This is a genomic window from Streptomyces sp. NPDC002671 (assembly GCF_053592475.1).
Genome location: NZ_JBSFVU010000030.1, coordinates 55,684 through 70,726, shown reverse-complemented (window position 1 = coordinate 70,726; position 15,043 = coordinate 55,684). Strand labels below are relative to the sequence as shown.

The 15,043-nt window shown below is 69.5% G+C and carries 15 protein-coding genes and 2 pseudogenes; 10 read left to right on the top strand and 7 right to left on the bottom strand.

The window, feature by feature from the left end; genetic code table 11:
* Window positions 1–290: 290 nt before the first annotated feature.
* Window positions 291–884: a TetR/AcrR family transcriptional regulator gene (locus ACWD35_RS35050; protein WP_451355386.1), complete on the bottom strand. Its 594-nt coding sequence runs from the start codon at window positions 882–884 to the stop codon at window positions 291–293.
* Between the two features lie 241 nt (window positions 885–1,125).
* Between ACWD35_RS35050 and ACWD35_RS35045 the strand changes: the two genes are divergently transcribed.
* Complete coding sequence (locus tag ACWD35_RS35045; RefSeq protein WP_451355385.1) at window positions 1,126–2,271, top strand: FAD-dependent oxidoreductase; 1,146 nt, start codon at window positions 1,126–1,128, stop codon at window positions 2,269–2,271.
* On the opposite strand, the pseudogene ACWD35_RS35040 reads toward ACWD35_RS35045, so the two are convergent.
* A pseudogene (locus ACWD35_RS35040) lies at window positions 2,268–3,048 on the bottom strand (transposase). The gene ACWD35_RS35045 and the pseudogene ACWD35_RS35040 overlap by 4 nt on opposite strands.
* 94 nt (window positions 3,049–3,142) lie before the next feature.
* On the opposite strand from ACWD35_RS35040, the pseudogene ACWD35_RS35035 reads away from it, so the two are divergent.
* Window positions 3,143–3,843, top strand: a pseudogene (locus ACWD35_RS35035) (IS5 family transposase).
* A 36-nt stretch (window positions 3,844–3,879) separates the two neighbouring features.
* Here ACWD35_RS35035 and ACWD35_RS35030 read toward each other — a convergent pair.
* Complete coding sequence (locus tag ACWD35_RS35030; RefSeq protein ID WP_451355384.1) at window positions 3,880–4,257, bottom strand: VOC family protein; 378 nt, start codon at window positions 4,255–4,257, stop codon at window positions 3,880–3,882.
* A 68-nt stretch (window positions 4,258–4,325) separates the two neighbouring features.
* Between ACWD35_RS35030 and ACWD35_RS35025 the strand changes: the two genes are divergently transcribed.
* A complete protein-coding gene (locus tag ACWD35_RS35025; RefSeq protein WP_451355383.1) occupies window positions 4,326–4,556 on the top strand; it encodes a hypothetical protein in 231 nt (76 codons plus the stop codon).
* Window positions 4,557–5,064: 508 nt separating this feature from the next.
* Here the strand turns inward: ACWD35_RS35025 and sigJ are convergent.
* Window positions 5,065–6,009 carry an RNA polymerase sigma factor SigJ gene (gene sigJ / locus ACWD35_RS35020; RefSeq protein WP_451355382.1) on the bottom strand — a complete coding sequence of 315 codons (945 nt, stop codon included), beginning with the start codon at window positions 6,007–6,009 and terminating at the stop codon, window positions 5,065–5,067.
* A gap of 152 nt (window positions 6,010–6,161) precedes the next feature.
* Between sigJ and ACWD35_RS35015 the strand changes: the two genes are divergently transcribed.
* Window positions 6,162–7,298 carry an LUD domain-containing protein gene (locus tag ACWD35_RS35015; RefSeq protein ID WP_451355381.1) on the top strand — a complete coding sequence of 379 codons (1,137 nt, stop codon included), beginning with the start codon at window positions 6,162–6,164 and terminating at the stop codon, window positions 7,296–7,298.
* A gap of 159 nt (window positions 7,299–7,457) precedes the next feature.
* Window positions 7,458–7,592 (top strand): hypothetical protein, encoded by a 135-nt coding sequence (locus ACWD35_RS35010; protein ID WP_451355380.1) that lies wholly within the window; start codon window positions 7,458–7,460, stop codon window positions 7,590–7,592.
* A gap of 14 nt (window positions 7,593–7,606) precedes the next feature.
* Here ACWD35_RS35010 and ACWD35_RS35005 read toward each other — a convergent pair whose 3' ends face one another.
* Both ACWD35_RS35005 and ACWD35_RS35000 read right to left on the bottom strand, forming a co-directional pair.
* Complete coding sequence (locus tag ACWD35_RS35005) at window positions 7,607–8,119, bottom strand: helix-turn-helix domain-containing protein (protein ID WP_451355379.1); 513 nt, start codon at window positions 8,117–8,119, stop codon at window positions 7,607–7,609.
* A gap of 67 nt (window positions 8,120–8,186) precedes the next feature.
* On the bottom strand, window positions 8,187–9,104 hold the full coding sequence (locus ACWD35_RS35000) for a recombinase family protein (RefSeq protein WP_451355378.1): 918 nt from the start codon (window positions 9,102–9,104) through the stop codon (window positions 8,187–8,189).
* A gap of 386 nt (window positions 9,105–9,490) precedes the next feature.
* Between ACWD35_RS35000 and ACWD35_RS34995 the strand changes: the two genes are divergently transcribed.
* From ACWD35_RS34995 to ACWD35_RS34975, 5 genes are all read left to right on the top strand, one after another.
* Complete coding sequence (locus ACWD35_RS34995; protein ID WP_451355377.1) at window positions 9,491–10,177, top strand: TetR family transcriptional regulator; 687 nt, start codon at window positions 9,491–9,493, stop codon at window positions 10,175–10,177.
* Window positions 10,174–10,326, top strand: a complete 153-nt coding sequence (locus tag ACWD35_RS34990) for a DUF1427 family protein (RefSeq protein WP_451355376.1) — start codon at window positions 10,174–10,176, stop codon at window positions 10,324–10,326. The genes ACWD35_RS34995 and ACWD35_RS34990 overlap by 4 nt, the downstream gene beginning before the upstream one ends.
* Window positions 10,323–10,532 (top strand): DUF1427 family protein, encoded by a 210-nt coding sequence (locus ACWD35_RS34985; RefSeq protein WP_451355375.1) that lies wholly within the window; start codon window positions 10,323–10,325, stop codon window positions 10,530–10,532. The genes ACWD35_RS34990 and ACWD35_RS34985 overlap by 4 nt, the downstream gene beginning before the upstream one ends.
* 64 nt (window positions 10,533–10,596) lie before the next feature.
* Window positions 10,597–11,508 carry a DAPG hydrolase family protein gene (locus ACWD35_RS34980; protein WP_451355374.1) on the top strand — a complete coding sequence of 304 codons (912 nt, stop codon included), beginning with the start codon at window positions 10,597–10,599 and terminating at the stop codon, window positions 11,506–11,508.
* A 187-nt stretch (window positions 11,509–11,695) separates the two neighbouring features.
* Window positions 11,696–14,707, top strand: coding sequence for a Tn3 family transposase (locus tag ACWD35_RS34975; protein WP_451355373.1), 3,012 nt, complete (start codon window positions 11,696–11,698; stop codon window positions 14,705–14,707).
* Here ACWD35_RS34975 and ACWD35_RS34970 read toward each other — a convergent pair.
* Window positions 14,704–14,979 carry a hypothetical protein gene (locus tag ACWD35_RS34970; RefSeq protein WP_451355372.1) on the bottom strand — a complete coding sequence of 92 codons (276 nt, stop codon included), beginning with the start codon at window positions 14,977–14,979 and terminating at the stop codon, window positions 14,704–14,706. The genes ACWD35_RS34975 and ACWD35_RS34970 overlap by 4 nt on opposite strands.
* Between the last annotated feature and the right edge of the window lie 64 nt (window positions 14,980–15,043).

The window sequence follows — 15,043 nt, the reverse complement described above, 5'->3', positions numbered from 1 at the left end:
CCCCGGGCCGCAGCCGGGACATTCCCACCCCACTGGCGACCGCATACCTCTACGCCCTATCCCTCCATCCGATCCTGGGCGACAGGATCCCGACCAAGGCCGAAGCCCAGGGCAACCTGAAGCCGCTCTACGACGTGGTGGACTAAGGACTGGGGTCAGAATGAGGTGCTTGCCGTTTGGGAATGACGGGATGTCAGTTCTCGTTGCCAGGCAGGGGGTGAGTGCGACCGATACGCGTAGTGGGGCAAGCCGAGGCTGGTCGAAGACGGGCCCAGGAAACGGTCCAGGTGCTACGGCGCGGGCGGTTTGCTTGGCGGCTCCCAGCCGTGGGTGAGGATGTCGAAGATTGCCTCGACGGCGGCCCGGCGGTCCTGCCGGCCGCGAGCAAGCACCGGGATCTCGAGTACAAATCGAGCAAGAGCCACACATGCGAGGTTGTCGTGCTCCACGCCGAACTCGTCGGCGATGACTGCGCTGAGGCTGTCGGTGTAGCGGGTCCACATGCGTTCGGCGTAGGCGCGCAGCACCGGCGTTGAGTTCACCAGGTTGGTGAACTCGGCCGCCTGAGGATGTGCCTCGATCGACGGCCAGGTGTCCAGGACGTGCTGTCGGAGGGCATCGAGGATGCTCTGATCGGAGGGTCGCTGCCGCACCGCGGCGATCAGCTGTGACTCTCGGTCTTCGTCCTGGTCGAATACCAGTGCTTCCTTGCCGCTGAAGTGCTTGAACACCGTAGCGGTCGACACGTCGGCGGCGTCGGCGATGTCACGGATGCTCACCTGATCGTAGCCGCGCTCCAGGAAGAGTTGCAGTGCGGCGTCGGCGATCGCCTGCCGGGTGGCCGCCTTCTTGCGGTCGCGGCGGCTGGTAGAGGGCACGGTCATGACTGCAGCGTACTAGATAGTCGAATCAGTCGCTAAGTAGAGTCGTTGCACTTTTCTACTCGCTCTGATTCTATGGATATGCGCGAGCACCTGAGCGGCACATCCTCGTCGGCCTGGTCATCGTCTGCGCCGCGCCGACCTGTTCACGTGAGAGGCCCTCTGCGGGGCACATCCGGTGCCGGTGCCGAGGTCGACAACGCCCGGCCTGCTCGCCCCTCTTCGCCGACTGAAAGGGACAACCATGAACTCCCCAGAACCCGCCCGGGCACGCATCAGCATCATCGGTGCCGGCCCCGGCGGACTGACCTGCGCCCGCATCCTCCAGCAGCGCGGCATAGCGGTCACCGTCTACGACCGCGACCGGGGCCCCGACGCGCGCAACCAGGGCGGCACCCTCGACCTGCACGCCGACAACGGTCAGCTCGCCCTGCGCGAAGCCGGTCTGCTCGACGAGTTCTTCAAGCTCGCCCGCCCCGAAGGGCAGGAAATGCGGCAGATGGACCCGACCGGCACGATCAAGTCCCATGAAGTCCCGGCGGCCGACGAACTCTTCAAGCCGGAAATCGACCGCGGCCAGCTGCGTAACCTGTTGCTCGACTCCCTGCACCCGGGAACTGTGCACTGGGGCCGCGCCCTCGACAGGATCAGTGGACCCGACGACGGGCCGCGGCAATTGCACTTCACCGACGGCACGACCATCCAGACCGATCTGGTCATCGGCGCCGACGGCGCCTCTTCCCGGGTACGCCCGGCGGTGTCCCCCGCCGTCCCCGAGTACACAGGGGTGAGCTTCCTGGAAGCATGGTTCTCAGACGTCGAGAACCGGCACCCGGACCTGGCCGAGCTGGTCGGCCAGGGCAGCGCCCACGCAGCCGACGGCGAGCGCGGCCTGTTCGCCCAGCGCAACAGCGGAAACCACATCCGCGTCTACATCATCCAACGAGTCCCGGTCGACTGGATCAGCACGAGCGGCCTGACAGTCGAGGACACCGACGGCATCCGCGCCCTGCTCCTGGGCGAGTACGCCCACTGGTCGCCCCGCATCCGCCGGATGATCACCGAAAACGACGGCCCCTACGTCAACCGCCCGATCTTCGCCCTCCCGGTCCCGCACACCTGGGAACACAACCCGACGGTGACCCTGCTCGGAGATGCCGCCCACCTCATGCCCCCGCTCGGCGTCGGCGTCAACCTCGCCATGCTCGACGCCAGCGAAATCGCCCTCGCTCTCGCGAACGCCGCCACCGTCGACGAGGCGATCCGCACCTACGAGAAGACCATGCTCCCCCGCTCCACCGAGACGGCCAAGGCCCTCGAAGGCGGCGCCGAACACCTGCTGTCCGCCGACGTGCCCGACTTCGGCAGCAACAACGACGCCCAGTACTAAGGACTGGCCGAGGTCTTCAGCCGTCGCCAGCAGATGATGGCGCAGCCGAGGGTGATGAAGGCTTGGTGGATGTCGTCGCGGATCTCCCAGCGGATGCGCAGGCGCCGGAACCAGTGCAGCAGCGCGATGGCGCCCTCTACGACCCAGCGGTGGACTCCGAGGCCGGAGCCGCGTTCGGCGCCGCGTCGGGCGATGACCGGGGTGATCTCGAGCCGGCGGACCTTGTCGCGGTAGACGTCGTGGTCATAGCAGCGGTCGGCGTAGATCCGGTGGGGCGGCGAAGGGGTCGGCCGCTCCGGCCGCGGATCGGCGGAACCGCCTGGACCGGCGGGATCAGCTGGGTGACGTCGTTGCGGTTTCCACCGGTCAGGGTCACCGCCAGAGGGATGCCGTGCGCCTCGGCAATCACATGGAGTCCAGCGTCCCGGCCGCCCGCAGCTCGCCGAGCAGCAGCTCGTGCAGGCGCTGCCACACCCCGGCCTCGTTCCAGTCCCGCAGCCGCCGCTAGCAGATCATCCCCGATCCGAAGCCGAGCTCCTGCGGCAGGTGCCGCCACGGGATGCCGGTGTACAGCACGAACAGGATCCCGTACAGCACCCGACGGTCATCGATCCGCCGACGCCCCGGATACCGGAAACGCCGCTCGACCACCGGCAGCAGCGGCTCGATCCGCTCCCACAGAGCGTCGTCGACCAGCCACGGCTTGCTCCCACCACGCGTCTCGGCCGGACCCACCCCCTGTCCGGCAGGTACCAACTCGAACTGACAGCCCGTCATACCCGAGCGACGAAGCCCTCATTCTGATCCCAGCCCTAAGCCGTGTCTCTTCGATCAGGTAGCTCGTTGTTCTGATCATGCTCAGCAGGGGGATCTGACCGACGACGAGTGGGCAGTGTTGGAGCCGCAGCTCCCGGTAAGCAACAACCGGTGCGGCCGGTGGCGGGACCACCGGCAGGTGATCAACGGAATCATTCACCGGCTCAGCACCGGGGTGCAGTGGCCGGAATTTCCCGAACGCTTCGGCCCGTGGAAGACCGTCCACAAGCGGCACTTGCTGTGGTCAGCCGACGGCACGGTGTGCCGGGGGAGGCCCTCGGCCGCTCCCGCGGCGGACTGACCACAAAGATTCACGTCGCCGCGGAGGGCCGCTGCCGCCCCTTGTCCCTGCTCATCACGCCGGGGCAGCGGGCGGACTGCACCCAGTTCCAGCCGGTCATGGACAAAATCCACGTTCCCCGCGTGGGGCGAGGCCGTCCCCGCCGCAGCGCGGACAGCGTGGGCGCCGACAAGGCATACGGCAACCGCAAGATCCGCACCTACCTCCGCAAGCGCGGCATCCGGCACGTGATCCCGGAGAAGAAGGACCACAAGGCCGCCCGCTTGCGCCGGGGTTCACGCGGCGGGCGGCCTCCGGGCTTCGAGAAAGCAAGGTACAAAGATCGCAACACGGTGGAACGAGCCATCGGAAAACTCAAGCAGTTCAGAGCCGTGGCCACCCGCTATGACAAGCGCGGGTATGTCTACCTTGGCACCGTGACCGCCGCCGCCCTCCTCATCCGGCTCCGCTCATGATCGTGCGCTGGCGTGACCGCAGCTAGTTCCCTGTCCTCAGTGCCGCACCAGGCAGAACGGATGCCCTGCCGGATCGGCATAGACGCGCCAGCTCCGTTCGCCGGAACCCTCGTCCAGCACCCTCGCCCCCGAGGCCAGCACCTGTTCCTGGGCTCGGTCCAGGTCCGCGACACCGAAGTCAAGATGGAACTGCTGAGGACGGGACGAGTCGTGCCACTGCGGCGGCATGTACTCAGCTACCCGCTGGAAGGCCAGGACGAGTCCGGACGGCGTGTGCAAGGTCGCCCAGCCGTCACCCAGGGCCCATCGCCGATCCTCCTTATTGACAGCCCCACCGAGCAACGCCTGGTAGAACTCGGCGAGTTCCGTCGGCTCGGAACAGTCCAACACCACACACTGCACGTCAGCGATCACGGGCTGATCCTAAGCGCCGGCCGACAGTCCCGACCCTCGATATCCAAGATCGCAGGGACAGGCCCTAATTGGGGAAGCCAGCGGCTCTCGCGGTCGGCGCCTTCCTCGCCTACCTCACGGGAAGCGTGCTGGAGGTTCGTGCCGCAACCCTCACCCGCAGGCTCACCGACGTGCTCCTCAAGGTCTATGGGGCCGTCATTGGCTGGGTTGCGGGCGCGGAGACAGTTGAGTGGTCGGACGCCAGCAAGATTGCGGGCGATCTGACCCACGTGGCTGACCGTGCCCTCCGGCTTTCTTGACCAGGCCATGGCATGTACGGGGACTACGACCGGCTGGCGGCCGAAGCCGATCTCAAGGTGAACGTAGGCCTGGCAGGCATCGTCCTGAGCTGTGTGAGGGCTGCCCAAGTACACGTGCTGTGGGTGCTCCTGTGCGTCCCCATGGCGCTTCTCGGCCGCCAGCGGGCTCGAACGGCCCGACCCCGGCTATCGGTAGCTCTTCCGTATAGCAAACCAAACGAGCATCCGCTGATCTGCACCCGGCGACATCCGGCATGTTCTCCTGAGCCCGGCCGTGTTTCTGGCGGGTTGAACGGGTTCAGGCACGGATTTCGTGAAGACGATCGACCAGTGGCTGCTGGACGATCTGGAAACTCCATCGAAGCAGCGGCACACCGTGCAGCGCATCCTGACCAGGCTTCAGCGCGAGCTGGGGAGTAGATCGCCCCTCAACGGTGTGGGACTTCGTCCTTCGGCGAAGGCAGGAGATCGCCGAGGCCGCCGGGGCGGCACTCGCGGCGGGGGACGGTCAGGACAGCTGCCACGGCTGGAGCTTGTCCGGGTTGCGCACCGCCCAGATGTGCGTGATCCGGTCGTCCTCGGCGACCTCGAACGCGAACACCGTCTCGATCCGGCCCGCCGACTCGATCACCAGGCCCGGCAGCCCGTTGACGGTGCGCTCGAGGATCGTTCGGGGCGGCGCGAGCCGGGCGATCGTGACATAGAGGTGGGCGATCTGCTCCGCGCCCTCGATCGGCAGCAGGTGGGCGATGGCGCGGCCACCACCGTCGGAGATCGCGGTGGCGCCCGGGTCGAGCAGGCCGAGCAGAGCCTCGATGTCCTGCGCCTCCCAGGCCGCCTTGAACCGCCGGACGACGCTCGCCTGCCGGGCCGCGTCCGGGCTCGCCTCCGCCCGCGCGGCGATGCGACGGCGGGCCGAGGACGCCAGTTGACGGCACGCCGCCGGGCTGCGGCCGACGATCTCGGCCACCTCGGCGAACGGGTAGCGGAAGATGTCGTGCAGCACGAACGCGACGCGCTCGGCCGGGGTCAACGACTCGAACACGACCAGGAAGGCCATGGTCACCGACTCGTCGAGGGTGATCCGGTCGGCCGGGTCCCCGCCGCCCGCCGCCCCGGCGATCCACTCGGCCGGGTCGGGCAGCGGTTCCGGGATCCACTCCCCGACGTAGGTCTCCCGTCGACTGCGCGCCGAGCCGAGCAGGTTCAGACAGATACGGCTGGCCACCGTCGTCAGCCAGGCGCCCGGGGACTCGACGGCCTCCTGCTGCGCCCGGGACATCGCGTACCAACGGATATAGGTCTCCTGGACGGCGTCCTCCGCGTCGGCCAGAGACCCGAGCAGCCGGTAGGCGAGATTGAGCAACTGTCGCCGCTCGCTCATGATCGTGCCCAGGCCCGGGTCGTGTTGCTCCTCCGCCTGCCGCTGTGACTGTCGCCACGGGGTGGTCATACGCTCTCCAGCTCCCTCGTTCGCGGTCCCTCTCCATTACGACAAATCAGAGCGGTGGAATGTGAGGTCGGCGGTTCGCCTCACATTCGGCGGGGCTGCGTTGTCGGACTGGGTGAAGAGGAACACACCAGCCACAGGACAGGACACCGAACATGAACGACTTTCAGGAGATCGCCGACCGCGTCGAGATCGAGGCGCTGCGCGGCGAGTTCACCGACGCGGCGATGATGCGCGACCGAGCCCGCCTCGCCGCGCTGTTCACCCCCGACGGCGTGTTGCGCATGCCCAACATCCCGGTCGAGTTCGTCGGCCGCGAGGAGATCCGGACCGGAGGCGAACGCCTGCAGGCCCAGTGGGACTTCTTCGTGCAGAACAGCCACCCGGGGACGATCCGTCTCGACGGCGACACGGCCACGGGCCGCACCTACATGCAGGAGATCGCGCGGGTGCTCGACGGCCGCTCGGGCCTGAACTTCGCCGTCTACCACGACAGCTACCAGCGGACGCCGGAGGGTTGGAAGTTCGCCGAGCGGGTCTACGAGGTCAGGTACGTCGACACGACCCCGCTGCGGGGTTCCGCGCCCGTCCCCGACGCTCAGCCGCACGGCTCCGGTGAGGCCAGGGACGCCGGCCTGGCCTCGGATGCCGCTGAGGCGGACGCGTCGGCCACGGGTGCGGCCGACGACTTCGGCGCACCGGCGTCCGCCGAGCGGCTGGACCGGGCGGTCGCGGCGCTGCGGGCGAACGGCTTCACCGCCGAACTGCTCGAGGACGCCGCGGCGGCCCGCGCCCGCGTCAAGGAACTGATACCGGAGGGCGCGGGCGTGTTCACCGGGGCCAGCGAGACGCTTCGGCTCTCCGGCATCGCGCAGGACATCGAGGAGGGCGACCGCTACCAGGCCATCCGGCCGCGCGTGCTGAAGATGGACCGCGCCACCGAGTCCGACCAGATCCGCCGGCTGATGGCCACCCCGGACGTCTTCGTGGCCAGCGTCGCGGCCGTGACCGAGACCGGCTCGCTCGTCACAGCCTCGGGCAGCGGCAGCCAGCTGCCCGCCTCCGCAGGCGGCGCCGCAAAGGCGATCTGGATCGTCGGGGCGCAGAAGGTGGTGCCCGACCTGAGCACCGCACTGCGCCGGGTCGAGGAGCACGCCCTCCCGCTGGAAAGCGCGCGCGCCCAGGCGGTCTACGGGCAGCCGAGCGCGGTCAACCGTCTGCTCGTCCTCAACGCCGAGCCGCAGCCCGGGCGCGGCACTGTCCTGCTGCTGCGTGAGGCCATCGGATTCTGACATCCCGCGCGGCGGTGAGGACGCAGGGGGGGCGAACCGTATCGGGGCTCGGCATCCGACCGTCCGACTTGGGGTCCCGGTAGGAACGGAACGGAAAGTCCGGATTACTGTCAAATCTTTTGACGATCTGTGATCTGAACATCCTGGGCAGCCACCGAGGTGACCGCCATCGCTCGGGACGCGGCTCGCACCGGCGAACTGGAAGGGCCCGCGGCGGGCATCGGCCTCTCCCCGCGCTGCAGCCCTGGATCGAGGCAGCGCGCCACCTGGCGGCTGCACCGACTACGGATCTGATGGAAACCGTCGCGTCAGTGTGTCTGAGCGGCCGCGGTGATCCGGTCGGCGTAGGTCCGGTACGCCTTGCGCCCGGCCGGGGTGGAGCCGTCACCGGCAAGGGCGGCGCACTGCTTCAGTGCGGCCGGGTGGAGCGCGAGCGAGGCGGTGACGCGCACCGAGTAGCCCTGGCCGCGGCGGATGGCCCGGCCGCTGGCCAGTGCTTCGCTCACGGCGGCGTCCGGGGTGTCTGCCAGGTGGTCGGCGAGCAGACCGGGCAGGTCGAGGGCGAGGACGACCGTGCTGGGCTCGGGCTGTTGCTGCTCGGCCTCCGCGAGCCCGTCCGGTGGCTCGGGGGCGCCGGGCAGGTCGCGGGCGCCGGCGGCGTCCAGGAGGCGGCGGATCGTCTTGGGTGCGACGCCGTGCCGCCGTGCCAGGGCCTTGACCGCGGCGCCTTCCTGGTAGGCGCCGACGGCCTCGGCTGCCTGGTCCTCGTCGAGGGCTGCCGGGCGGCCGAGCATCTTGCCGGAGGCTGCGGCGGCGGCCACGCCTTCCTTGGTGTTCTCCGAGATCGCCTCGGGGATCAATGGAAACCGTGGTTATCGGTGAGATTGATCATGGCTCGGGAGTCTCGGCGGCTGTGATGCGGGCGGCATAGACCCGGTACGCCTTGCGCTCGGCCGGTCCGGCTGTGTCGGCGGCGAGGGCGGCGCTTTGCTGGAGGGCGGCGCGGTGGAATTCGAGCGGTGCGGTGAGGCGGATCGAGTGGCCCTGGCCGCGGCGGATGGTGCGCCCGGTGGCGATGGCGCCGAGGACGGTCTCGTCGCCTGCGGTGCGCAGGTGGTCGGCGAGTAGGCCGGGTAGGTCGAGGGTGATCTCCGGGTCCGGTGCGGGCTGCTGCTCGGCGGCCGGGTCCGGGAGGACGTCGAGGTGCTCGGGCAGCTCGCGGGCGCCGGCTGCGTCCAGGGTGCGGCGGATGGTCTTCGGGTCGACCCGGTGCCGGCGGGCCAGTGCTTTGACGGCCACGCCCTCGCCGAACGCCTCGACCACCTTCGCGGCTTGATCCTCGCTGAGCGCGGCCGGGCGGCCGAGGGTCTTTCCGGCGGCTTCGGCGGCGGCGACGCCTTCGCGGGTGTTCTCGCTGATCATGTCGCGCTGGAACTCCAGGACGGCGGCGAGGACGGAGACCATCATCTTGGTGCCGGGGTCGTCGGAGGCGAGGTCGATGCCGGACAGTAGCCCGGACTCCACGCGCAGGTGCAGGCCGCGGCGGATGAGCACCGGTCGCAGGGCGAGGATGCCGGCGACGGAGCGGAAGAGTCGGGCGGCGTCTGCGATACGGATGGTGTCGCCGACGGCGGCTTCGTGCAGCAGCTTGGTGAAGCCGGCGCGGTCGAGGGAGAGCTGGCGGCTGGAGGTGGCGGGGTCCCCGTAGACGGGGGCGCCGTCGGTCAGCAGGGCGGCCAGGGCGTGGCGCTGGCGGGCGTCGGTCTGCTTGTCGGTGGAGTGGCGCAGGTAGATCCGGTCAGCCATGCGGGTGTGGTGGCCTTCCCTGGGCGGCCGGGTGGTGCCCGGCGGTGTCTGCGGCCCATCAGAGGGGGCGAAATGGGGAGGCGTAATTTTCGACCGGATCCGATTGGATCGGCGGGGTGTTTGCGCTGGTGGGCGGCGCGGCGGGATTGGATACGGCCGTGGGGGCGCAATCGACCGATTCCGCCCCCGTGCGTCATTGGACCGGTGCCGCGACGGATGACGGCGAGCGCGCCAGTGCGTTTCCGCTGGCGCGCTCCGCCGGATCCGTGACCGGGCGCGCATGCGGTGCAAGCACATCGAGTGGCCGCCGTGCGGGTACTTATCCGAATCATAGTTCAGGTTCAGTTACAGTGGACTGCGAGCCCGATTAGGACGGTGAGGACCCCATGGCACAGACGGGAAAGCGGCCGGCGCAGCAGGAGCGCAGTCGGCGCACACAGCGCAAGATCTTGGCGGCGGCGCGTGAGGCACTGGCGGAGGCGGGCTGGGAGGGGGTGACGGTTGCACGGGTGGCCGCGGCGGCCGGGGTTTCGGTCGGTTCGGTCTACGAGCGGTTCACCGACAAGGACGGGCTCGTGCACGCAGTGCAGCACGACGTTCTGGACGAGGTCGACGCGGACCTGCACGAGGCCTTTGATCGCCTGTCCGACCGGGTCGATCTCGGCGCGGAGGAACTGATCGCCGAGGCGGTGCTGGCGCTTGCCACGCAGGTGGCGCGGCACGGGGCGGTGATGGGGCCGCTGATGCAGCGCGCCGCGGTCGATCCGTCGCTGCGCCAGCGGGGGAACGCGACCAGTCTGCTGGCGGAGGAACTGTTCACCGGCCTGCTGCTGGCACGCGCCGATCAGCTGGATTGTCCGGCACCGCAGGTCCAGGTGCCGATGGCCTTCCGGGCGGTGTTCGCCGCGGCGATGTGGCAGGTGCTGTTCGGCGCGGACACGGGACTGCGCTACGAGCTGCCGCTGGACCGGGCGGGGGTGGAGCTGGCCCGGCTGTGCCAGTCCTACCTGCTGCGCTCCAAGGGCCTTCCCGACGCGCAGCCCGGCGCAGGCGCGGCGGGGGAGCGCGGGTGACCGCGTGTGTGCAGTCGCTCTTCGCGGGCGTGCTCGTCGGGGCGGTGTACGCGCTGCTTCGGGTGAAGTCACCGGCGCCGCCGCCTGTCGCGTTGCTGGGGCTTGCGGGGATGCTCACCGGCTACGCGCTGCTGGGCCGGTTCGTATGAGCCCGGCGCTGCGCCGCTATGGCGCCTCGGTGCTGGCCGGACTGCTCGCGGGGGGCTTGTACCGGCTGCTGGGGACCGCTTCACCGGCTCCGCCGTGGGTGGCGCTGGCGGGCCTGCTCGGCATCCTCGCGGGCGAGCACGTCACCCGCTCCCTCATCGCCCGTCTGCGCCACCGAGGCGGCGGACAGTCCGGTCCCGGGGACTGAACCCGTCCTCCCCTCTTCCCTCTTCCCTTCTTTCTCCCTTCTTTGCACCACAGGAGGTGCTGCGATGTTCACCTATGAGCCCACCGCGGCCGACCGGTCCCCGATCCCGGGGCAGTACGCCACCGAGTCCCGCTACCTGGGCTACCAGGATCCGGACGCGTCCAAGCCGTTCGCCAAGTACTTCCGCGCCCAGACCCGGCCGGTCCAGGACCACGTGCGCGAGGCCCTGCTGTCCATGGCCCCCACCGAGTACGCCTACGACCTCCGCGACGCCGCCCGGCGGATGTCCCGCCCCGGCTACCACGCGATGGAGACCGGCTGGACCCGCACCGAGGGCGGCTTCATGATCTCCGTCCTGACCGACATGCCCGGCGTCACCGCCGAGATGTGGGACTGGTGGTTCGGCTGGCACTCCACCGACTCCGCCCGCTACAAGCTCTGGAACCCCGAGGCCCACCAATTCGCCGCGATCGGCGAGGACCGCAGCGCCGACCGCACCCTGACCGACCGCCAGCGCTATGTCGGCAACGTGTCGTACGTGGACGAGTACATCGGCGGCAGCCTCGACTGCCTTGCCATCCGCTTCACCGACCCCACCCGGCTCGGCTTCGACGAACCAGCCCCGGGCAACACGGTCGTCTGCGCCCGCGTCGGACTGAGCCAGTACCCGATCGCCATGGGCTGGCTCATCCACCAGGTCAGGCCCACCCCCAACGGTTCCGAGATGCGCAGCCGCTTCTTCCTCGACCACCCCGCACTCCTCGACCTGCCCGCCCACTCCAGCACCGCACGCGCCGCCGCCCTGCTCACCACCAAACCCGCCCGCACCCTCGCCAGCACCGCACTCCCGCACCTCGCCGGCAAGGCCCTGCGGCCCGGCTACGGCCATGACCTGCTCTACCACTGCGCGGCGGAGATGAACCACCTCGCCTCGTTCCTTCCGGCTCTGCACGAGGAGTTCAACGGCACCCCGTGAGCCGGGGCGGCCACACCCGAAGAAGGTCACGGCCGTCGCTGTCGCGGTGGCATGCGGCCAGCGCGAAGACCGATGCCCTATCAGATCCGGTGATTTCGCAGACGGAAACGTTCGATCCACGAACACACGGACGGCACCGCTGCGAGCATCGCGCGCGAGCGACGGCAGACGATCAAGGGATGGGGCAGTGCCGGTCAACTTCTTGAGCGAGGAACAGCGCAGGCGCTACGGCAGGTTCACCGAGGTACCCGACGAAGGCCAACTCGCTGGCTTCTTCCTCCTCGACCAGACCGCACGGCGCAGGGCCGCGGCCGCCAACGGCTCGCGCAACCGCCTGGGCTACGCGATCCAGCTCGGGACCGTGCGCTACCTGGGCACCTTCCTGGACGATCCCGAGGACGTGCCCGAGGTCGTGGTGGAGTACGTCGCCGAGCAGCTCGGCCTGTCCGTCACCGCCTTCGCAGGTTACGGCTCGCGCAAGGCCCGGTGGGAGCACCAGGAGGAGATCCGCGCCACCTACGGGTACACGAAGTTCGAGTTCGCCCAGTGGTTCTCCCTGGCGCGCTGGATGTACCAGCGTGCGTGGATCGGCTCGGAGCGGCCGACCCTGCTGTTCGACCTGGCGACCAAGCGCCTGCTCGACCATCAGGTGCTGCTGCCCGGGGCGACCACGTTGGAGCGGCTGGTCTCCGGTACCCGTGAACGCGCTGAGAAGCGCCTGTGGGCGACCCTGGCCGCGGCTCCGAGCGCCGAGCAGGCCGAGTGGCTGCAGCAGTTGGTCATCGTCCCAAGCGCCCGGCGCGTCTCCGAGCTGGACCGGCTGCGCAGGTCGCCGCGGGACATCTCCCCGCGCGGCGTGCTCAAGGCGCTGGAGCGCTACGACGCGCTGAAGACCTTCGGCGGCCCCGGCTGGGACCTAACGGCGGTACCGCCCGGCCGCATCCAGGCGCTGGTGCGCTTCGCCAAGGCCGCCCGGGCCCAGGCCGTCGCCGAGCTCGGCGGCCACCGGCGCCTGGCCACCCTGGTGGCCTTCGCCGCGGTGATGCCGCAGGTTGCCGCGGATGAGGCGATCGAGGTCTTCGACCTGGTGATGGGCGATCTGATCCGCAGCTCGGCCACCAAAATGACCAAGAAGCGCCTGCGTTCCCTCAAGGACCTGGACGCCGCCGCCCTGGTCCTGCGCAAGGCATGGCTCGCGGTGTGCGAGGCCGCCGCCGACCCCGAGGGCGACATCCGCGCGATGCTCGACGCCATGGACGTCGCCCCCGTCCACGCTGCCGCCGCCACCGTCAAGGACCTCGCGCAGGAGCCCGACGACGGCTTCGAGCAGATGCTGGAGGCCCGCTACAACACCATCGCTCGCTTCCTGCCCGAACTCCTCAAGCAGCTGGACTTCCAGGCCGGGCCCGACGGCGAGGACGTCATAAAGGCCGTCGCCTTCGTGAAGACCCTCAAGGGCCGGCGCAAGCCCATTGAGGGCTGGGAGACCCCGATCAAGTTCCTGTCCGCCGCCTGGTTGCGCAGGGTCTTCCCGCCCAAGCCGGCCCCGGTCGGTATCGTCGAGAGGCGCGCTTACGTCGTCGCCACCACCGAGGCCCTGCGCTCCAGCCTGCACCGCCACGAGATCTACGTCCCGGGCCTGCGCAAGTGGGGCGACCCCAACGCCCGGCTGCTGAGCACCGACGCCTGGAAGGCCGCGCGCCCCAGGGTCTGCGAGGAGCTCGACCTGAGCACCGACCCGAACGCCGTGCTGGCCGGCTGGATCGAGCGTCTGGACCGCTCCCACCGCGAGCTGGTCGACGGCCTGGTCGCCAACCCCGCGGTGCGGATCGAGCAGCACGACGGCCGCGACCGCATCATCCTCACCGGCCTGGATCGCCTGGAGGTCCCTGCCTCCCTGGACGAGCTGAACCGGCAGGTCGACGCCCGCTCGCCCGCGGTCGACCTGCCAGAGATGGTGCTGGAGGTCAACGCCTGGGTGCCCTACCTGACCGACTTCACCCACGTCTCCGAGGCCGAGTCCCGGATGGACGACCTGGAGCTGTCCGTGGCCGGGGTGCTCACCGCGGAAGCCACCAACGTCGGCATGGAGCCGATCGTCCACGACGGCGTCGAAGCCCTCAGTCGCGACTGGCTGTTCTGGATCGAGCAGAATTACCTGCGCTCCCAGACCCTCAGCCGGGCCAACGCCCGCCTGGTCGCCTTCCACACCCTCCTGCCGCTGGTCCAGGCATGGAGCGGCGGCGAGCTGGCCTCTGCCGACGGCCTGCGGTTCATCACCCCGATCCGCACCCTCAACTCCGGGCCCAACCCCAAGTACTTCGGCACCCGCCGGCAGGGAGCCACGTTCTACAACTTCCTGTCGGACCAGTTCAGCGGCCTGCACGGCATCCTGATCCCCGGCACCCAGCGCGACTCGTTCTACATCCTCGACGGCCTGCTGGAACAGGAGACCGCCCTGCGGCCGGTCGAGATCACCTCCGACACCCACGGCGCCACAGAGATGATCTTCGGACTCTTCCGCCTCCTGGGCTACCAGTTCTCCCCGCGCCTGGCGGACGCTGGCAGCGCGACCCTGTACCGCGTCGAACCGGGCGCCGACTACGGCCCGCTCAACCCGCTGACCCGCGAACAGATCAACATCCAGCAGATCACGGCCAACTGGGACGACGTCCTGCGCGTCGCCGGCTCCCTGCACTCCGGCACCATCAAGGCGTCCGAGGTCATGCGCGTGCTCGCCCCCGGCGGCAAGCCCACCCCCACCGGCAAGGCCATCATGGAGATCGGCCGCCTGGACCGCAGCGCCTACCTGTCCACCTACTTCGCCGACGAGCTACTACGACGCCGCGTGAACACCCAGCTCAACCGGCAGGAATCCCGCCACAACCTCGCCCGCAAGATCTTCCACGGGCAGAAGGGCGAACTGCGGCAGTCCTACCGCGAAGGCCAGGAAGACCAGCTCGGGGCACTGGGACTGATGCTCAACATCGTCGTCCTGTGGAACACGGTCTACTTCCAGAAGATCACCGAAGAGATGCGCGCTGAGGGCATCCACGTCCGCGACGAGGACATCGCCCGCCTCTCCCCGCTGAAGTTCGCCCACATAAACTTCCACGGTCGGTACAGCTTCGCGCTGCCCGCCGAGGTCGCCAGCGGCCAGCTCCGGGCCACCCGCAAGCCCGCCGACGCCTCGCTCTAGGAAGACCCGGCCGGCTCGCCCGGGCGTCGGGCGAGCCGGTAACGGACCTTCTCGTGCGACAGCCCCACGTGATCACCGATTCGCCGCAGCCCCCAGCCCTCCGACTTCGCGGCGGCCATCCCTGCGTCCAGCGCGCTGCCCGTCACCCCGTCCAGCGCCTCCCGCAGCTGGACGACCAACCGCAGCCGGATCGCCGGAGCCAGATCTTCGAGACCGGCACAGAACCGCGCCACGTCCGCCTTCAGGAAACCGATCGTCGGGTCATCGCTCACCGGGGCATCCTGGCGGGCCAGATCACGGACTGTCAAAAGATTTGACGGCAACCCGGACTTTCCG

Coding starts and splice junctions, on each gene's coding strand:
- ACWD35_RS35050 (WP_451355386.1), bottom strand. CDS start 884: ATGACCGTGCCCTCTACCAGCCGCCGCGACCGCAAGAAGGCGGCCACC.
- ACWD35_RS35045 (WP_451355385.1), top strand. CDS start 1,126: ATGAACTCCCCAGAACCCGCCCGGGCACGCATCAGCATCATCGGTGCC.
- sigJ (WP_451355382.1), bottom strand. CDS start 6,009: ATGACCACCCCGTGGCGACAGTCACAGCGGCAGGCGGAGGAGCAACAC.
- ACWD35_RS35015 (WP_451355381.1), top strand. CDS start 6,162: ATGAACGACTTTCAGGAGATCGCCGACCGCGTCGAGATCGAGGCGCTG.
- ACWD35_RS35000 (WP_451355378.1), bottom strand. CDS start 9,104: ATGGCTGACCGGATCTACCTGCGCCACTCCACCGACAAGCAGACCGAC.
- ACWD35_RS34995 (WP_451355377.1), top strand. CDS start 9,491: ATGGCACAGACGGGAAAGCGGCCGGCGCAGCAGGAGCGCAGTCGGCGC.
- ACWD35_RS34985 (WP_451355375.1), top strand. CDS start 10,323: ATGAGCCCGGCGCTGCGCCGCTATGGCGCCTCGGTGCTGGCCGGACTG.
- ACWD35_RS34980 (WP_451355374.1), top strand. CDS start 10,597: ATGTTCACCTATGAGCCCACCGCGGCCGACCGGTCCCCGATCCCGGGG.